The sequence below is a fragment of the Aquabacter cavernae genome, from assembly GCF_003993795.1.
In the GTDB taxonomy this organism is placed as follows: Bacteria; Pseudomonadota; Alphaproteobacteria; order Rhizobiales; family Xanthobacteraceae; genus Aquabacter; species Aquabacter cavernae.
This window is the reverse complement of the sequence record NZ_RWKV01000017.1, coordinates 183,678-200,442: the sequence shown is the minus strand read 5'-3', so window position 1 is coordinate 200,442 and position 16,765 is coordinate 183,678. Positions and strand designations below refer to the sequence as shown.

Here is a 16,765-nt window from a genome sequence, read left to right as displayed (position 1 = left end):
CATGAGCGTTCCGTCTTCCGCCCCGGCCCCCGCGCACGATGTCGCCGCCCTTCTGGATGCGCGCTACGGTGCCGCCGATGCGCCCGCGCGCCTGATCCTCAACGACACCATTGCGGGCCTGCTCGCCCATCGCTCGGTGCGGGCCTTCTCGGACCGGCCGCTGCCCGAAGGGCTGGTGGAGACGCTGGCGGCGGCGGCGCAGTCGGCCGCCTCTTCCTCCAATCTCCAGACCTTCAGCGTCGTGGCGGTGGAAGACCCGGCCACCAAGGCGCGTCTGGCGCAGGTGGCAGGCGGACAGAAGCATGTGATCGAGGCCCCGCTCGTCCTCGTCTGGCTGGCGGACCTCGCCCGCCTGGAGGAGATCGGCCGTCGCGCGGGCGTGCCCACCGATGGGCTGTCCTATCTGGAGACCCTGTTCGTCGGCATCATCGATGCCGCGCTTGCCGCGCAGAATGCGGTGGTGGCGCTGGAATCCCTCGGCCTCGGCTCGGTCTATATCGGCGCGCTGCGCAACCGGCCGGAAGAGGTGGCGGAGCTGCTGGGACTGCCGAAGAACGTGCTGGCCGTGTTCGGCCTGTGCGTGGGCTATGCCGATCCGGAGCGGCCCGCGGACGTGAAGCCGCGCCTGCCGCAGAGCCTGGTTCTGCATCGCGAGCGCTATGATCCCGCGCTCGCCGCCGCCGCGCTCGATCAGTATGAGGCAGCGCTGACCACCTTCCAGGAGGGCCAGAAGATGCCGCCGCTCGGCTGGTCGTCCGTCGTGCTGAAGCGCGTGAAGGGGCCGGAATCCCTGAGCGGGCGGGACCGCATGCGCGCGGCCCTGGAAGCGCTGGGCTTCGGCCTGCGCTGAACCAGATCCCGGCCGGTCCTCCCGGCCGGGATTGGGTCAGAAGAAGCCCTTGGAGGGCAGGGGTTCGCCCGTCACCAGAAGCGCCCCGATGGCCTTGGCCTTGTAGCTGGAGGGGTTGTGCGAGGCGATGGTGCGGGCATTGCGCCAATGCCGGTCGAGATTGGCCGCGCGCTCCGTCGCCGAGGCGCCGCCCACGTCGAACAGCAGCGAGGCGGACTTGAGGGCGAGGTCGTCGATCACCAGCTTGGCCTGGGCGGCCACCTTCGCGGCCTCGGCCGACAAATCCTCCGCCGTCTCGCCCCGCTCGCGGGCCTCGCTTGCCCGGTCGATGGCGTCCGCTGCGGACAGGATGATGGCTTCCGCGGCGAAGGCATTGGCGGCGAGCCGGCCGATGGCCTCGTGAAGGAGCGGGTCGTCTGCCGGAACGGGCGTGGGGGCGTAGTAGAAGCTGCGCTTGCGGCGCTGAACCAGGGCCACCGCATCGGTGAGCGCGCCCTTGGCGATGCCGGCCACCACGGTGGTGAGAAAGAGCTGGGCCTGGGTGTTGGAATAAGCGAGGCCATAGCCGCGCTCGGGCGTGTCGAACACCGCCTCGTCCGCTTCCACCCGCACCCCGTGGAAGCGCGTGGTGCCGGAGGCGGTGAGGCGCTGGCCGGCACCGTCCCAGTCATCCACGATCTCGATGCCCTCGCGCCCCGTGGGGATGATCACCGCCGCCACACGCCCGTCCGGTGTGGCGGCGCGCACCAGCATGGAATCGCCGAACAGCGTGCCGGTGCTGTAATATTTCACGCCCTCCAGGCGGAAGCGGTCGCCCTCCGGCAGGAGCCGCGTATCGGGCGCGAAGCCGCCCGCCGGGTTCGACCCGGCCTCGCTAGAAGCGAGCCCGAACACCGCCCCGCTCCGCACCGCCGTCTGCCACTGGCGGCTGCGCGCATCATAGGGGTGCCGGGCAAATTGCTCGGCCACCGTGAAGTGGTTCCGGAAGATGTGCGCCACATTGGCGTCCACGGCCGCCAGCTCCAGCGTGAGATGATAGAGCTGGCGGAACGAGGCGCCCGCCCCGCCGTCCGCCGCTGTCAGCCGCAACGCGCCGAAGCGGGCCTGCTTCAGCAGCTTCACCTGCGCGAAGGGCAGGATGCGCTCCCGCTCGCGCTCGGACGAACCCGCGCCGATCTCATCGAAAAGCGCCCGCCAATGGGCAAGCTCCGCGCTGGGCGGGAGGGAGGCGGCGAGCGCCCCGTGAACCGGCGCCCATGAACCAGCGCGCAGAGGAGAAGACGTCATGGTTTTTCCAAAATGATTCAATCAATAGAAATTATAGAAATATGAACTTGTCAATCGGATCGCGGGGCGGGGGCGGGGGCATCGATGGCGCTCGGCTGGGCGTGATCTGGCGTGACGTCTGTCTGATGGTCGCTGGAGCCGGTTCCATCCGAAGCCGCGTCAAGCCTGCCAATACCACCTGCGTATTGGCCGTCACGGCCTCGAGGATGCCGAGCCGGTGTTCCCACAGGCTGTTCGACGCCGGATGACAGAAATGCTTCCGGAGATGACTCCAGCCGATGCGCGGGGCACGCTACAATCTGCGTGCATATATGAATTTCAGATATCGGTTTCGGCTACCGCCTGGGCACGTTTTCCTCAAGAAGCTCAATCAGTCGATCCACGATCGTCGGATGTTTCTTGTTGATCCGCACTGCAACGCCGATTTCCCGGTAAAGGGACGCATCTTCCATCGGTATGACGCGCACGCTCTCGGGAAGGGGGATATGCGTCGTCTTCAGCGGCACGATGGACAGGCCGATGCCCAACTCGACCGCGCGGATCAGGGCGTCGATCTCGTCCACCTCCATGGCTTCCTGCACATGCAGGCCCGCCTTGCGCAGGAATTGGTCCACCACGCGACCGCCGAAGGAGGTGCGCTCGTAGCGGATGAAGGGCCGGGAGCGTATGGCCTCCTGCCAGTCGTCGCCCTCGAAGCTGGAGGGCACGAGCAGGACGAACGGCTCACGGGCCAGCGACAGCCAGCTGAGTTCGCTCTGAAGCCCGAAGGGCGGGCGCACCATCACGGCGAGGTCGATCTCGCCCGCATCCACCTGCCCCAGCAGACGGAAGGAATCGCCCGGTGTCACCCGCACGCTGATGGTGGGAAATTCCCGGCGGATGACGGCGATGGCGTCGATCAGCCAGGATTGCTGGGCCGAGGTGATGGCCCCGAGAACCACCACGCCGCGCGCCGTGCTCTCCGATGCGGCGGTTCCCAGCTGCAGGATGGAGGCGACGATATCCTCGGCGCGCGAATGAATCTCGCGCCCTTCCGGCGTCAGCGCGGCGCGCCGGCCGGACCTGTCGAACAGGACCACGCCGACCTGCTCTTCCAGGCGGCGGATCTGCGCGCTCACCGCGCCTTGCGTGAGCCCGATATTGTCGCCCGCCTTGGCGAAGCTGCCGAAGCGGACCACCGCCAGGAATGTGCGCAGTTCGGAGAGCATGGCAGTCCCACATGGCACCCCTGAGAGGGCGTGGAGGTCTCAGGCAGTGGGCTAACGATTAATCAAAATTTTCAATCAGTCATCATAAAAAACATCGCTTTTCATCAAAAATTTCTTCTCTCACTATGTCGGTAACAAGAACCTTCCGACGTTGAAAAAATGACCAAGAATCCAGAGGGTCACGACGTCGTCTTCGCCGCGTTTCTCACGGTTTTCGCCGTGGGCGCGGAAGGCGAGCGCGTGCAATTCGATCGTCTTCCTGCCATGGGCGGGCGCTGATATGCGTCGCGTGCTCATTGCTAATCGTGGCGAGATCGCGTGCCGGGTCATCCGGGCGGCGAAGCAACTCGGCAAGCAGACCATCGCGGTCTATTCCGAGGCGGATGCCGACGCGCTTCATGTGCAGCTTGCGGACATGGCCGTGCCCATTGGCCCGCCGCCCGCCGCCCGCAGCTATCTGGACGCGCAGCGTGTGCTGGAAGCCGCCCATTCCCATGGCGCGGAGGGTGTGCATCCCGGCTACGGCTTCCTGTCGGAGAGCGCCGACTTCGCCCGCGCGGTGGAAGAGGCGGGCCTGATCTGGATCGGCCCGTCGGCCGATTGCATTTCCCGCATGGGCGACAAGAACCGCGCCCGTGAGATCGCCCAGGCCTGCGGCGTGCCGGTGCTTCCGGGCAGCGGGCGCGTGGAGACGGGCGACGTGGATACGCTCGCCGACATGGGCGCGCAGGTGGGCTTCCCGCTGCTGGTGAAGGCCATTGCGGGCGGCGGCGGCATCGGCATGCAGCGGGTGGATCAGCCGGAGGCGCTCGCGTCCACGGTGACGAAGGCGCAGGCCCTGGCGCAGAAGGCGTTCGGCGACGGCGGCGTCTATCTGGAGCGCTTCGTTCCCAAGGCGCGCCACATCGAGATCCAGGTCTTCGGCTTCGGCGACGGCACCGCCATCCATCTGTTCGAGCGGGATTGCTCCATCCAGCGCCGCTTCCAGAAGATCATCGAGGAAAGCCCGGCGCCGGGGCTGCCCGACAGCGTGCTGGAACGGATGTGCGCGGCGGCGGTCGCCATCGCGTGCCACCAGCGCTATTCGGGGCCGGGCACGGTGGAGTTCCTGGTGGATGCCGCCAGCTTCGCGTTCTTCTTTCTGGAGATGAACACCCGCATCCAGGTGGAGCACGGCGTGACCGAGATGGTCACGGGCCGCGACCTGGTGGAGATGCAGATCCGGCAGGCGGAGGGCACGTTGGCCCCGCTGGCGCAGGCCGACATCGTGCGCCGGGGCTGCGCCGTGGAATGCCGTATCTATGCGGAAAACCCCGCCAAGAGCTTCATGCCCGCGCCCGGCGTTCTCGATGTCTGCAGCTTCCCGCCGCAGGTGGCCAATCTGCGCGTGGATACCGGCGTGCGGCAGGGCGACCGCATCACGCCCTTCTACGATCCCATGATCGCCAAGATGATCGCCTGGGACGAGACCCGCCCGCAGGCGTTCGAGCGGCTGCTCGCGGCGCTGGGCGAGGCGCGCGTGGAGGGGATCCACACCAATATCCCCTTCCTGACGCGCCTGCTGCGCCACCCCGCTTTGTGCGCGGGACAGCTCGACACGCTGCTCGTCACCCGCGAACTCGGCACGCTGCTGGGCGATGCGGCCGGACGCGATGCGGGGGCCGCATGATGGTGGACGCGCCCGAGCCCATGTCTCCGACCTGGAGCCTGCATCCCTCCGGCGACCGCTCGCTGGTGATCCTGTGCACGCACGAGGATCCCAAGGTGGCCAATGGCTGGTGCCGGGCGCTTGCGCGGGCTCTGGCGGATGACCTGCCGGCGGGCATCGACGGCGTCGTTCCCGCCATGGTGAGCGTGGCGCTCCATTATGCGCCCGACCGGGTGCTGGATGCGGCGCCCGAGCCTCTGCGCGATGGCAGCTCGCCCTATGCGATCCTCGCCGAGCAGGTGTGGGCGCGCATGGCCGCTTTCGATCTCGACCGGGTTCCGGCCGGGCGAGAGATCACCATTCCCGTCTGCTATGGGGGCGATTACGGGCCGGACCTCCAGGAGGTGGCCGACATAAGCGGCCTCACCCCGCAGGAGGTGATCGCGCTCCACACGGCGGCGCCGGTGGATGTGCTCGCCGTGGGGTTCGCGCCGGGCCATCCCTATGTGGGCTATTTCGATGCCCGCCTGTCGCCGGGGCGCCGCTCGTCTCCGCGCTCTGATGTACCGGCCGGCACCATCGGCCTCGCCAACCGCCAGAGCGTCATCTACCCCACGCGCCTGCCCGGCGGCTGGAACCTCATCGGACGCACGCCGCTGGTCCTGTTCGATCCCTATCGCGCGGAGCCCTCGCTGCTGGTGGCGGGGGACAGGGTCCGCTTCGTCGCCATCGACCCGGCGGCGTTCGAGACCCTTGCCGCAGGGCAGGAGGGGCGGCCATGAGCGGTCCCCTGAGCATCGAGGTCGTCAAGCCCGGCCTCCTGTCCACCTTCCAGGATCTTGGACGGCGCGGGCAGCAGCATCTGGGTGTGCCGCTGAACGGCGTCATGGACGAGCGCGCCCACCGCACGGCCAATTGGCTGGTGGGCAATGCGCCGGGTGCGGCCACGCTGGAAATGACCCTTCTCGGCCCCAATCTGCGGTTCGGCGCGCCGGTGCGCATCGCTTTGTCGGGTGCCGACCTGTCGGCCACACTGAACGGCCAGCCCGTGCCCCTGAACGAGGCGGTGCAGGCGGCGGCGGGCGATGTCCTTGCCTTCGGTGCGCCGAAGCGGGGCATCCGCGCCTATCTCGCCGTGGAAGGCGGCTATGCGCTGGAGCCCGTCATGGGCAGCATGAGCACGAATGTTCGCGCGGGTTTTGGCGGCCTCGGCGGCAAGCCGCTGCGCAAGGACGTTTCCATTCCCCTGTCTCCGGCGCCGGGCCGCACCTTGCCCGTGCGCGGCGCTTTGCCCGCCTTCGCCGCAGACATCATGCGGGAGCCGGACGCGCCGCTGCGGGTGATGGCAGGCCGCGAGCACGACATGTTCACGCAGGAGAGCCTGCGCGCCTTTGGTGCGGAGGCCTACCAGATCACCCCGCAATCGGACCGCATGGGCTATCGCCTGAAGGGCCCGCCCCTTGAGCGCCGCCGCACCACCGAGATGCTGTCGGAAGCGGTGACGGCCGGCACCGTGCAGGTGCCGCCGGACGGGCAGCCCATCGTCCTCATGGCCGATTGCCAGACCTCCGGCGGCTATCCGCGCATCGCCCATGTGGCCTGGGTGGACCTGCCGCGGCTGGCGCAGTGCGCGCCCGGCGCCCGGCTGCGCTTTGAATGGATCGACCTCGCGGAGGCCCAGCGCCTCGCGGTGTCGCAGGCTCGCGTCTTCGGCGCGATGGAAAACGGGACCGCCTGACGCGGCGCGTGCCGGCTCCGGCCGCGCGCGGTGCTCATGAGAGCCCGACAGGAGAGTGGTGAGATGGACGTGAGGGCTGAGATCGGCGCGGTGGTGGCCAAGATTGCCGTGGGCGTCGGCGACACGGTGGGGGCGGGGGAGGCGCTCATGGTCCTGGAGGCCATGAAGATGGAATTCCCCGTCGAGGCACCCGTGGCGGCCACCGTCTCCGCCATCCTGGTGAATGAGGGGGACATGGTGGAGGAGGACCAGATTCTGGTCAGCCTCGAACCCACGCCCTAGCTCCGGCCCACAGTCGGGCAAACGGGATTTGAAGTCGGGAAACGTCAGTTTTTCAAGAAACGAAGCGCAAAAGCACAAGGTTGAGACCATGGACCTCTTGGGTCAAAAATTCGCGAAGCTGGGAACCGCCGATGCGCCGGGACAGGAGGTGCGCCTGCGCATCTCCGAGGCCACGCTTGCTTTGCGCGGTGACAAGCTCGAAGGCCGCCCGGTGGACTTCTCGCACGGCGACGTGGATGCGTTCACGCCCATCCCCGCCGCGCTCGATGAATTCCTCGCGGGCTACGAGGCGGGCGGTGCCCAGGCCTATACGGAATATCTCGGCAGCGCCGAGATCCGCGCCGGCGTTGCGGAGCGGCTGGCGGCCTTCACCGGTGGCAGCATCACCGGCGACAACCTCATCATCAGCAACGGCACACAGGGCGCGCTCTTCCTTGCGGTCGCCTCCACCGTGGCGCGCGGCACCAAGGTCGCGATCATCCAGCCGGACTATTTCGCCAACCGCAAGCTGGTGGAGTTCATGGAGGGGGAGGTCGTTCCCATCGACCTCGCCTATTTCGGCAATGGGCAGGGCGCGGGCCTCGATCTCCAGCAGCTTGAAGACGCCTTCAAGGGCGGCGTGCAGGTGATGCTGTTCTCGAACCCCAACAACCCCATCGGCGCGATCTATTCCGCCGAGGAGGTGAAGGGCATCGCGCAGCTTGCCGGGCGCTATGGCGTCACCGTCATCGCCGACCAGCTCTATTCGCGCCTGCTCTATAGCGGCGAGACCTATCACCATGTGAGCGCCGAGGACATCGACCCCGCCCAGGTGCTCACTGTGATGGGGCCGTCCAAGACGGAATCCCTGAGCGGCTTCCGCCTGGGCGTGGCCTTCGGCGCGCCGCGCATCGTGGAGCGCATGGAGAAGCTGCAGTCCATCGTCTCGCTGCGGGCCGCCGGCTACAATCAGGCCGCGCTGCGCACCTGGTTCGCCGAGCCCGAAGGCTGGATCGAGGAGCGCATCGCCCTCCATGAGGCCATCCGGGACGGTGTGGTCCAGCGCTTCGCCGCCGCCGAGGGCGTGCGGGTGCGCCGGCCGCAGGGCGGCAGCTACGTGTTCCCGCGCCTGCCCGCGCTCAACCTGTCGCTCGGTGATTTCGTCCACGCCTTGCGGCTCCAGGCGAGCGTGATCGTGGCGCCGGGAAGCCAGTTCGGCACGAACTCGGGCGACAGTATTCGTCTCAACTTTTCCCAGGATCGTGATGCCGCTCTCGCTGCGGTGGATCGTATCGTTGCAATGGTGGAGAGATATCGGAAATGAAAAAAAATCTAACCTTCCAGAACAGTTCTTCCACGCTCCTGTCCCGTCGCCGGGTCCTCCAGGGCATGGGTGTGGCCGGTGGGGCATTGCTCGCCCCCGGCTTTCTCGGTTCCGCCGCCGCGCAGCAATATAGCGGCGAACTGGTCGTTTCCAATTGGGGCGGCGACTGGAACGCGAACGTGGTCCGCGCCTTCGAGGAGCCGGAACTCGAAGCCAAGGGCATGGTCATCAAGCGGGATCTGGCCTCCGCCCCCGCCCGCAAGACCAAGATCATCGCCGAGCGCAACCTGCCGCGCGGCACCATCGACGTGGCGCAGTTCACCGATGCGGACGCCTATGAGCTGAACCTCCAGGGCGCGCTGGAGGAGATCGACTATTCCAAGATCCCCAATGCGACGCACCTTCTGCCGAACATGAAGACGCCTTACTTCGTGCCCTTCAACATCAGCGGCATGGTGATCATCTACAATCCCGAGAAGATCAAGACGCCGCCCACCTCCTATGCGGACCTGCTCAATCCGGAATATGCGGGCAAGGTCGGCCTGATCGACCAGATTTATTTCAACTACTTCTTCGCCTTCGCGCTGCTGAACGGCGGCTCCATGAGCGATGTGACCCCGGCCTTCGAGAAGCTGAAGGAGCTGAAGAAGGCGGTTCAGCCGCGCATCTATCCCTCCCACCAGCAGGCTGCCGCCGCGCTGCAATCCGGCGAGATCTGGATCACCGCCAACTACAAGGCGCGGGCGGCCCAGTGGAAGAAGGAAGGTATCAAGGTGGAGCCGGCCTATCCCAAGGAAGGCGCCATCGCCTTCAAGGGCGGCGTGGTGGTCCCCAAGCGCGCGCGCAACAAGGACAATGCCTACCACTATCTGAACGCGATGCTCACGCCGCCGGTGGCGCTGCGCCTTGCCGAATACACCTTCTACCAGGTGCCCATCGACAATGCGAACCTGCCCCCGGCGCTGGCCGCCGAGGTCGCCTTCACGCCCGAGGAGCAGAAGCTGCTCCGGCATTTCGACCTGGAATACACCGCCAAGAACCAGGCCGCCTGGCTTGAATGGTGGAACAAAGAAATCAAGGTCTGATCGGTGGAACCCCAGCTCGGTCCGCTTCATCCCAGAGGTCGTATGGCGGCAGGTCTCCTGTCGCCATCGATCCTCGCCATCGTGCTGCTGCTCGCGTTCCCGCTGATCCTGCTGGGCCGCTACAGCCTTAATCCGTTCGTGCCCGGGGAGTTCGCCACCGAAGGCGTGACCCTGGAGAATTTCACGCGCTTCTTCTCCGATCCCTATTATCGGGACGTGTTGTTCCGCACCATCGGGATCAGCATTGTCAGCACCATTTGCTGCCTGCTTCTGGGGATCGCGCCGGCCTATTACATCGCGCGGGTCCGCTCGGCGCGGCTGAAATCCATCCTCATCATCTGCGTGGTGCTGCCGCTGCTCATGGGCAATGCGGTGCGCGTGGCGGGCTGGATGGTGCTGCTGGGCGATCGCGGCGTCATCAACGCCTTCCTGACCTTCACGGGGCTCACCTCCGCGCCGGTGGAGCTGCTCTATACGGGCAAGGCGGTGCTGATCGGCATCATCTCGGTCAACCTGCCCTTCATGATCATCACGCTCCAGAGCGTCATCGAGAATATCGCGCGGCCTCTGGAAGAGGCGGCGCTGGGGCTCGGCGCCAGCCCGCTGCGCGCCTTCTATCGGGTGGTCCTGCCGCTGATGATGCCGGGCGTCATCGCGGGCACCGTGCTGTGCTTCATCCTGGCCATGAATTCCTACGCCACGCCGCTGCTCATCGGCGGTCCGAAATTCCAGATGATGGCGCCCGCCGTCTATGAGCAGATCACCCGTGCCAGCAACTGGCCCTTCGGCGCCGCTTTGGCCTTCGTGCTCATGTTCACGACGCTGGTCCTCACCGTTCTGTCGGCTTGGCTCCTGGGGCGCTACGACCCGCAAAGCGGGGGGAAACGCACATGAAGGCCCACATCTCCTCCTGGTCCTATCGGGCGCTGGTGTTCGGCACCATGCTGTTCGTGGTGACGCCGCTCATCACGGTCATCTGGGTCAGCTTCTTCAGCAACAAGCTCATCAGCCTGCCCCCGCAGGGTTATTCCTTCACCTGGTATCTCAATGCCTGGCGGCTGGACGATTTCCGGGGCGGGTTCCTGCTCAGCCTGAAGGTGGCGGTGGTGGCCACCTTCATCGGCCTCGTCATCGCGGTGCCTGCCTCGCTGGCGCTGGTGCGGGGGCGCTTTCCCGGAAAGTCCTTCATCAGCACGCTTTTGCTGTCGCCGATGATGATCCCCGGCGTGGTCGCGGGCAGCGCGGTCTATATCTACTACATCCAGTTCGAACTGCTCACGAACGTCCAGCTCGCGGCGACCTTTCCGGGCCTCGTGGCGGCCCATGTGGTGCTCACCATTCCCTGGGTGGTGCGCCTCGTGACCGCCTCGCTGGTGGGTGCCAATGAGAGTATCGAGGAGGCGGCGCTCAATCTCGGCGCCCATCCCTGGCGGGTGTTCTGGCGCATCACCCTGCCGTCCGTGCGGCCGGGCCTGATCGCGGGCGGGCTGTTCAGCTTCATCATGTCGTTCACCGACCTGGAGAAGTCGATCTTCCTGATCGGCCCGGGCAGTACAACACTGCCCATCGCCATCATCAATTACCTGGAGTGGAACCTCGACCCGACGGTGGCGGCTGTCGCTGCGGTGCAGATCTTCCTCATCGGCTTCATGCTGATCATCTCCGATCCCTACATCAAGCTTAGCCGCGCATTCTGAGGACCAGCGGAATGTCCTATCTGAAATTCAACGACGTCCAGAAAGACTATGAAGGCGTGCGCGCCGTCAGTCATTTCGACCTCGGCATCGAGCGCGGCGAGATGGTGGCCCTGCTGGGCCCGAGCGGGTGCGGGAAGACCACGTCGCTGCGCATGCTCGCCGGCTTCGTCTCCGTCACCAGCGGATCCATCTTTTTAGACGGTCGGAACATCACCGCTGTGCCCGCTTATTCCCGGAACACGGGGATGGTTTTCCAGGGTTACGCCTTGTTCCCGCACATGAGCGTGGCGCAGAACGTGGCGTTCGGGCTGGAGATGCGCCGCCTGCCCAAGGCCGAGATCGGCCGCCGCGTCACCCGTGCCTTGGAGCGGGTCCGGCTGTCCGCTCTGGCGGATCGCCTGCCCCGCCAGCTCTCCGGCGGCCAGCAGCAGCGCGTGGCTTTGGCGCGGGCCATCGTCATCGATCCCGCCGTGCTGCTCCTCGACGAGCCGCTCTCGGCTCTGGATGCGCGGTTGCGGCATGAGGTGCGGGCGGAGATCCGGCAGGTGCAGCAGGAGACCGGCCTGACCACGCTCATGGTCACCCATGACCAGGACGAGGCCCTCAGCATGGCGGATCGCCTGGTCATCATGAACCAGGGGCGCATCGAGCAGATCGGCCAGCCGGCGGAAGTCTACGAGAACCCGGCCAATCGCTTCGTGGCGGAGTTCATGGGCAAGTCGAACTTCATCGGCGGCACGGTGGTGGAGGCCGGGCGGTTCCGGTGTGCGGCGTCCGACACGGTCTTCTCCTGCGACACCAGCCGCTTCACGCCCGGCGCGGAAGCGCTCCTCAGCTTCCGTCCCGAGCGCGCCCGGATCACGGCCACTCCACCCGACACCATCTCGGGCGCGAATGTGCTGGCGGGGGAATTGAAGACGGCCACCTATCTCGGCCAGTCCATCGAGGTCTCCATCGCCACGGCGGGCGGGCAGAGCTTCAACATCCTGCTGCCCAACAGCGATGCGGGCCTCGCGGCGGGGCTCCAGCCCGGATCGGCGCTCCATGTGTCCTGGGCGCCCGCCGATACCCGCCTGCTTCCGGTCTAGCCATGAGCGCCGCCGCGCCCCGTTCCGCCGCCTTGCCGGACGCCTTGCCCTGGCTCGCCGATGCCTATGAGGGCCGGTGCTTCACGGCGGATGTGAACCCGCCCGGTGCGGTGCATGTGGCGTTCGTCCGCTCGCCTTATGCCCATGCGGAGATCGTCGCCATCGAGGCGCCGGCGCCGGCGGACGTGCTCGGCTTCTGGACCGCACGGGACCTGCCGTCCCATGCGCCCATTCCCTGCATCGTGCCCATCGTGAACCGGGACGGGACGGACCGGGCGGACCCGCCCCATGTGCTGATGGCCGCATCGCGCTGCCGCCACGAGGGCGAGATCGTCGCCATGGTGGCGGCGCGGACCCAGCGCGCGGCCAATCGCGCGGCGGCGGCGGTGCGCGTCACCTATCGCGTGCTGCCCGCCGTGACAGATGGCGCGGCGGCGGTGGAGGCGGGCGCCCCCGAACTGTGGGACGAGGCCCCCGGCAATGTCTGCTTCGACTGGGAACTGGGCGATGCCGCCGCCAGGGACGCGGTCCTGCGCGGGGCGGCCCATGTGGTGCGGCGGAGGCTGCGCAACAACCGCCTCGTGATCGCGCCGCTTGAGACCCGCAGCGCCATCGCCGCGCCCGTGGACGGCACGGACGGCTTCGTGCTGGTCACCGCCACCCAGGGCGCCAACTGGTCCCGCGACATCATCGCGCGCGACGTGCTCGGCTGGGATCCCGGCCGCCTGGAGGTGGTGACGCCGCTGGTGGGCGGCAGCTTCGGCTGCAAGATCTTCGTCTATCCCGAGCAGGTGCTGGTGCTCATGGCCAGCGCGGCGCTCAATGCTGCCGTGAAGTGGGTCTCCACCCGCAAGGAAGCCTTCCTCACCGACGTGCAGGGCCGCGACAATCATACGGACGCCACCCTCGCGCTGGATGCGGACGGGCGCATCCTCGCCATCACCACCGACACCATCGCCAATCTCGGCGCGCATCTGTCCAATTACGGGCCGTTCAGCTCCACCAATTGCGGCACGCCGCTTCTGTGCGGCATCTATGATGTGGGCCTCGTCCATGCCCGCGTGCGCGGCGTCTTCACCAATACCACGCCCATGGATTCCTATCGCGGCGCCGGGCGCCCCGAGGCCCATTATGTGCTGGAGCGCATGATCGACGAAGCCGCCCACGAACTGGGCCTCGACCCGCTCGCCCTGCGCCTGCGCAACGCCCTGGACGAGACGCAGCTTCCGGCCGTCACCGCCACCGGCATCCGGCTCGATTCCGGCATGTTCCGCGCCAATATCCGCCGCGCGCAGGAAGAGGCCGATTATGCGGGCTTCGCCCATCGGCGCGCGGCCAGCGCCGCCAAGGGGCTCATGCGCGGCATCGGCATGGCCAATTTCCTGGAGACCAATGGCGGCTTCGCCCTCGCGAAGATCATGGAACGCCACAATGGCAGCCTGCCGCTGGAAACCGCCCGCATCGCCTTCACCGGCCAGGGGCGCGTGCATCTCGACATCGGCACGCAGGGCAGTGGCCAGGACCATCGCGGCGCCTATGCGGACATGCTGGCGGCGCGCCTCGGCATGTCGCCGGAGGCCATCGAGGTGTTCCAGGGCCGTTCCGATCGCCTGCGCCAGGGCACCGGCACGGGGGGCTCCAAATCCATGCTGTCGGGCTCAACGGCCATCATCGAGACGGCCGAGGCGGTGATCGCGCGGGCGCGGGCATGGCTCGCCTCCCGCACGCAGCGGCCGGAGGCGGAGGTGGTGTGGGAGGATGGCGCCTTCCGCCTGGACGGCACGCCCGTGCCGCTCATGGAGGCGGTGCGGATGGCGGAGTTCGAGGCCGCCGATGGCCATCCCTTCGATGCGCAGGTGACCTCCACCATCCGCTCCGGCACGTTCGGCAACGGTTGCCATGTGTGCGAGGTGGAGGTGGACCCCGCCACCGGCATGGTGCGCGTGGACCGCTACACGGCGGTGTCGGACTTCGGCACCATCATCCGCATGGCCGATGTGGTATCCCAGCAGGAGGGCGGCATCACGCAGGGCATCGGGCAGGCTTTGACCGAGTATTGCCGCTACAATGCGGACGGGACGCTGGCGACGGGCGACCTCGCCGCCTATCACCTGCCGCAGGTCTCCGACATTCCGCAGATGAAGCTGGTGTTCCAGGGAACCCCCTGCCGAACCAACACGCTCGGGCTGAAGGGCTGCGGCGAGGCGGGCATCAGCGCCTCGCCCCCCGCCGTCATGAATGCGCTCCACCATGCTTTGCGGGGCGAAGTCGATGGCATGATCCAGATGCCCGCGACGCCGCAAGTGGTCTGGGCGGCGCTCCACGCCGAGGGGAGGCGATGACCATGCAGGCAACTGCGACCAGCCCCGCGGGAGCGGGCGGCACCCTCCGCGTGAACGGCCGGGATGTCGCCCTGCTGCCGGACGATGACCGCACGCTGCTGGAATGGCTTCCGGAGGCCGTGGGGCCGGTTTCTGCCCGCTCCGCCTGCGATGGCGCCCATTGCGGCTCCTGCGCCGTGGTGCTGGACGGGACGCCCGTGAAATCCTGCACCGTGCCCGTCGCCTCCCTGGATGGCGCGGAGATGCGGACCCTGGACGCCTACCAGCAGGAGGCGGGCGCGCTGGCGCCGCTCATGGAGGCGCTGGCAGGCCCTTCCGTGTTCCAGTGCGGCTATTGCCGGTCCGCTTTCTTCTTCGCCGCCAAGGCGCTGCTGGAGGAGACGCCGGAGCCCGGCCGGGACGACATCCAGGCGGCTTTCGCCGGCCTGCTGTGCCGCTGTACGGGCTATCAGGCCATCGTCAGCGCCGTGGAAGGCGCGGCGCGGGCCATGGCGCAGGCGGCCCACGCGCCGCACGGCGCGAAGCCTGTTCCGCGCGTCTCGGCGCACGCGCCCCGCACCGTGGCGGCGGCGTGCGCGGCGGCGCAGGCGCGGCCGGGTGCCTATTGGCTGGCGGGTGGGCAACATCTGGTGCCCCTGCTGCAGCATTCCGCGCAGGCCGAGCCGTCCTTGCTGGAGATCGCCGGTATCGCGGAATTGGGCCGCATCGAAGTGGTGGGGGACCGGCTGTTCGTGGGCGCGGGATGCACCCATGGGCAGATCGCGGCCTCTGAGCCGGTGCGCTCAGCCCTGCCGGACCTGGCCGGGCTCGCGGGCAAGGTGGGCGACATCTATGTGCGCGCCCGGGGAACGCTGGGCGGCGCCATGGTGAGTGCGTGGCGCAACGGCAGCTATCCGTCCTTCCTCATGGCGACCGATGCAGATGTGCTGGCCGCAGGGCGCCGTACGTTTGCGCTCGACTGGTTCGCGGAGCGGGCGGAAAACCGGGATCGGCCGCCTGCCGAGTTGATCCTGGGCGTGGAAATTCCGACGCATTGGCAGGTGTCCCATCAGGCTTTCCGCCCGCGCCCGGCACGCCCGGCGCTGGTGAGCGTCACGGGCGCGCGGGACGTGGCGGGCGATCTTCGGATCGCCGTGGCGGGCTATGGCGCGCGGCCCTTCCTGGTGCGCGACGCCGACACGCTCCTGGCCGCCGCGCGGGGCTCTCTCCCCGACGTGGAGCTTGCCGCCATGTTGGATGTGCTGCCCCTGGATGACGGGGAGGCCAGCGGCGCCTACCGTCTGGCGATCCTGCGGCAACTCCTCCAGCGCCTGCCGTTCCATGGCGCGTGAGGGGAGGGGCCTGGGGCCGCCCGCCGCGCGCATCGTCTTCTCCTTCCGCCGGACGGCGGCCTGATCCGGGACCATCCCATGACGCGGACCATCGATCTCAATGCGGACCTCGGCGAGGGGTTCGGCCCGTGGCGCATGGGGGATGATGCCGCGCTTCTCGACATCGTCACCAGTGCCAACATCGCCTGCGGCGGACATGCAGGCGACCCGGCCACCATGGTGGAGACGCTGGAACTCGCCCGTGCACGCGGGGTGAGCGTCGGCGCCCATCCCGGCTTTGCCGATCGGGAGGGCTTCGGCCGCCGCCTCATCCCCCTGTCGGGCCGGGAGGTGGAGCAATTGGTGGCGACGCAGATCGGCGCCCTCATGGGTGCCGCCGCCCTCGCCGGGGCCGTGGTGCGCTACGTGAAGCCCCATGGTGCGCTGGGGAACTGGGCGGCCGCCGATCCGGCCGCCGCCACAGCCGTGGCGCGCGCGACCCGCGCCGTCTCGGCCGATCTCGGGATCCTCGCCATTTCCGGCACCGCGCTGGAGGGCGCGGGACGGGATGCGGGGCTCGCGGTATTCAGCGAGATCTTTGCGGATCGCGCCTATCTGGCGAACGGCCAGTTGGTGCCGCGCTCCCGGGAAGGGGCGGTGATCCATGATGCGGAGGCCGCCGCCCGCCGTCTGGTGGACTTCGTTTCCACGGGGCTGATGCCGACCGTGGACGGGCCGTCCATCCCCCTCGCGGCGCAGTCCGTCTGCGTCCACGGCGACACGCCGGATGCGCAGAAGATGGCGCTGAAGATCCGCGCCACGCTGGAGGGCGCGGGCATCACCCTGGCGCCGTTCCTTGCGGGCGTCGCGACGTCCTGAAGACGGGTCGCACGCCGCGCTGTCGCGCGACAACACTCAATGGAGATG

At 67.9% G+C, this 16,765-nt stretch carries 15 protein-coding genes; 13 read left to right on the top strand and 2 right to left on the bottom strand.

What is annotated here, in order from left to right; all coding sequences use genetic code 11:
• The first annotated feature begins 1 nt into the window (after nucleotide 1).
• The gene (locus EJJ38_RS18920) at nucleotides 2-850 is read left to right on the top strand and encodes an NADPH-dependent oxidoreductase (RefSeq protein WP_127091994.1); all 849 of its coding nucleotides are present in this window, start codon (nucleotides 2-4) and stop codon (nucleotides 848-850) included.
• 36 nt (nucleotides 851-886) lie between these two features.
• On the opposite strand, the gene EJJ38_RS18915 is transcribed toward EJJ38_RS18920, so the two are convergent.
• Nucleotides 887-2,137 (bottom strand): acyl-CoA dehydrogenase family protein, encoded by a 1,251-nt coding sequence (locus EJJ38_RS18915; protein WP_127091993.1) that lies wholly within the window; start codon nucleotides 2,135-2,137, stop codon nucleotides 887-889.
• Between the two features lie 335 nt (nucleotides 2,138-2,472).
• Nucleotides 2,473-3,345 (bottom strand): LysR family transcriptional regulator, encoded by an 873-nt coding sequence (locus EJJ38_RS18910; RefSeq protein WP_127091992.1) that lies wholly within the window; start codon nucleotides 3,343-3,345, stop codon nucleotides 2,473-2,475.
• A gap of 280 nt (nucleotides 3,346-3,625) precedes the next feature.
• Between EJJ38_RS18910 and EJJ38_RS18905 the strand changes: the two genes are divergently transcribed.
• The 12 genes from EJJ38_RS18905 to EJJ38_RS18850 all read left to right on the top strand — a co-directional run bounded on the left by EJJ38_RS18905 (nucleotide 3,626) and on the right by EJJ38_RS18850 (nucleotide 16,717).
• A complete protein-coding gene (locus tag EJJ38_RS18905; protein WP_127091991.1) occupies nucleotides 3,626-5,014 on the top strand; it encodes an acetyl-CoA carboxylase biotin carboxylase subunit in 1,389 nt (462 codons plus the stop codon).
• Nucleotides 5,011-5,775 carry a 5-oxoprolinase subunit PxpB gene (gene pxpB, locus EJJ38_RS18900; protein WP_127091990.1) on the top strand — a complete coding sequence of 255 codons (765 nt, stop codon included), beginning with the start codon at nucleotides 5,011-5,013 and terminating at the stop codon, nucleotides 5,773-5,775. The genes EJJ38_RS18905 and pxpB overlap by 4 nt, the downstream gene beginning before the upstream one ends.
• Nucleotides 5,772-6,731, top strand: coding sequence for a 5-oxoprolinase subunit C family protein (locus EJJ38_RS18895; protein ID WP_205666217.1), 960 nt, complete (start codon nucleotides 5,772-5,774; stop codon nucleotides 6,729-6,731). The genes pxpB and EJJ38_RS18895 overlap by 4 nt, the downstream gene beginning before the upstream one ends.
• Nucleotides 6,732-6,794: 63 nt before the next feature.
• Nucleotides 6,795-7,013 (top strand): biotin/lipoyl-containing protein, encoded by a 219-nt coding sequence (locus EJJ38_RS18890; RefSeq protein ID WP_127091989.1) that lies wholly within the window; start codon nucleotides 6,795-6,797, stop codon nucleotides 7,011-7,013.
• A gap of 88 nt (nucleotides 7,014-7,101) precedes the next feature.
• Complete coding sequence (locus EJJ38_RS18885) at nucleotides 7,102-8,316, top strand: pyridoxal phosphate-dependent aminotransferase (protein ID WP_127091988.1); 1,215 nt, start codon at nucleotides 7,102-7,104, stop codon at nucleotides 8,314-8,316.
• Nucleotides 8,313-9,401 carry an ABC transporter substrate-binding protein gene (locus EJJ38_RS18880; RefSeq protein ID WP_127091987.1) on the top strand — a complete coding sequence of 363 codons (1,089 nt, stop codon included), beginning with the start codon at nucleotides 8,313-8,315 and terminating at the stop codon, nucleotides 9,399-9,401. The genes EJJ38_RS18885 and EJJ38_RS18880 overlap by 4 nt, the downstream gene beginning before the upstream one ends.
• Before the next feature lie 42 nt (nucleotides 9,402-9,443).
• A complete protein-coding gene (locus EJJ38_RS18875; protein WP_127091986.1) occupies nucleotides 9,444-10,295 on the top strand; it encodes an ABC transporter permease in 852 nt (283 codons plus the stop codon).
• Nucleotides 10,292-11,098 carry an ABC transporter permease gene (locus tag EJJ38_RS18870; RefSeq protein ID WP_127091985.1) on the top strand — a complete coding sequence of 269 codons (807 nt, stop codon included), beginning with the start codon at nucleotides 10,292-10,294 and terminating at the stop codon, nucleotides 11,096-11,098. The genes EJJ38_RS18875 and EJJ38_RS18870 overlap by 4 nt, the downstream gene beginning before the upstream one ends.
• 11 nt (nucleotides 11,099-11,109) lie before the next feature.
• The gene (locus EJJ38_RS18865; RefSeq protein ID WP_127091984.1) at nucleotides 11,110-12,186 is read left to right on the top strand and encodes an ABC transporter ATP-binding protein; all 1,077 of its coding nucleotides are present in this window, start codon (nucleotides 11,110-11,112) and stop codon (nucleotides 12,184-12,186) included.
• Between the two features lie 2 nt (nucleotides 12,187-12,188).
• A complete protein-coding gene (locus tag EJJ38_RS18860; protein ID WP_127091983.1) occupies nucleotides 12,189-14,528 on the top strand; it encodes a xanthine dehydrogenase family protein molybdopterin-binding subunit in 2,340 nt (779 codons plus the stop codon).
• Between the two features lie 2 nt (nucleotides 14,529-14,530).
• Complete coding sequence (locus EJJ38_RS18855; RefSeq protein ID WP_164738580.1) at nucleotides 14,531-15,859, top strand: FAD binding domain-containing protein; 1,329 nt, start codon at nucleotides 14,531-14,533, stop codon at nucleotides 15,857-15,859.
• 78 nt (nucleotides 15,860-15,937) lie between these two features.
• Nucleotides 15,938-16,717: a LamB/YcsF family protein gene (locus EJJ38_RS18850; RefSeq protein ID WP_127091981.1), complete on the top strand. Its 780-nt coding sequence runs from the start codon at nucleotides 15,938-15,940 to the stop codon at nucleotides 16,715-16,717.
• Nucleotides 16,718-16,765 lie beyond the last annotated feature (48 nt).

Coding starts and splice junctions, on each gene's coding strand:
- EJJ38_RS18910 (WP_127091992.1), bottom strand. CDS start 3,345: ATGCTCTCCGAACTGCGCACATTCCTGGCGGTGGTCCGCTTCGGCAGC.
- EJJ38_RS18895 (WP_205666217.1), top strand. CDS start 5,772: ATGAGCGGTCCCCTGAGCATCGAGGTCGTCAAGCCCGGCCTCCTGTCC.
- EJJ38_RS18860 (WP_127091983.1), top strand. CDS start 12,189: ATGAGCGCCGCCGCGCCCCGTTCCGCCGCCTTGCCGGACGCCTTGCCC.
- EJJ38_RS18855 (WP_164738580.1), top strand. CDS start 14,531: ATGCAGGCAACTGCGACCAGCCCCGCGGGAGCGGGCGGCACCCTCCGC.
- EJJ38_RS18890 (WP_127091989.1), top strand. CDS start 6,795: ATGGACGTGAGGGCTGAGATCGGCGCGGTGGTGGCCAAGATTGCCGTG.
- EJJ38_RS18915 (WP_127091993.1), bottom strand. CDS start 2,137: ATGACGTCTTCTCCTCTGCGCGCTGGTTCATGGGCGCCGGTTCACGGG.
- EJJ38_RS18865 (WP_127091984.1), top strand. CDS start 11,110: ATGTCCTATCTGAAATTCAACGACGTCCAGAAAGACTATGAAGGCGTG.
- EJJ38_RS18920 (WP_127091994.1), top strand. CDS start 2: ATGAGCGTTCCGTCTTCCGCCCCGGCCCCCGCGCACGATGTCGCCGCC.
- EJJ38_RS18875 (WP_127091986.1), top strand. CDS start 9,444: ATGGCGGCAGGTCTCCTGTCGCCATCGATCCTCGCCATCGTGCTGCTG.
- EJJ38_RS18885 (WP_127091988.1), top strand. CDS start 7,102: ATGGACCTCTTGGGTCAAAAATTCGCGAAGCTGGGAACCGCCGATGCG.
- EJJ38_RS18870 (WP_127091985.1), top strand. CDS start 10,292: ATGAAGGCCCACATCTCCTCCTGGTCCTATCGGGCGCTGGTGTTCGGC.
- pxpB (WP_127091990.1), top strand. CDS start 5,011: ATGATGGTGGACGCGCCCGAGCCCATGTCTCCGACCTGGAGCCTGCAT.
- EJJ38_RS18850 (WP_127091981.1), top strand. CDS start 15,938: ATGACGCGGACCATCGATCTCAATGCGGACCTCGGCGAGGGGTTCGGC.
- EJJ38_RS18880 (WP_127091987.1), top strand. CDS start 8,313: ATGAAAAAAAATCTAACCTTCCAGAACAGTTCTTCCACGCTCCTGTCC.
- EJJ38_RS18905 (WP_127091991.1), top strand. CDS start 3,626: ATGCGTCGCGTGCTCATTGCTAATCGTGGCGAGATCGCGTGCCGGGTC.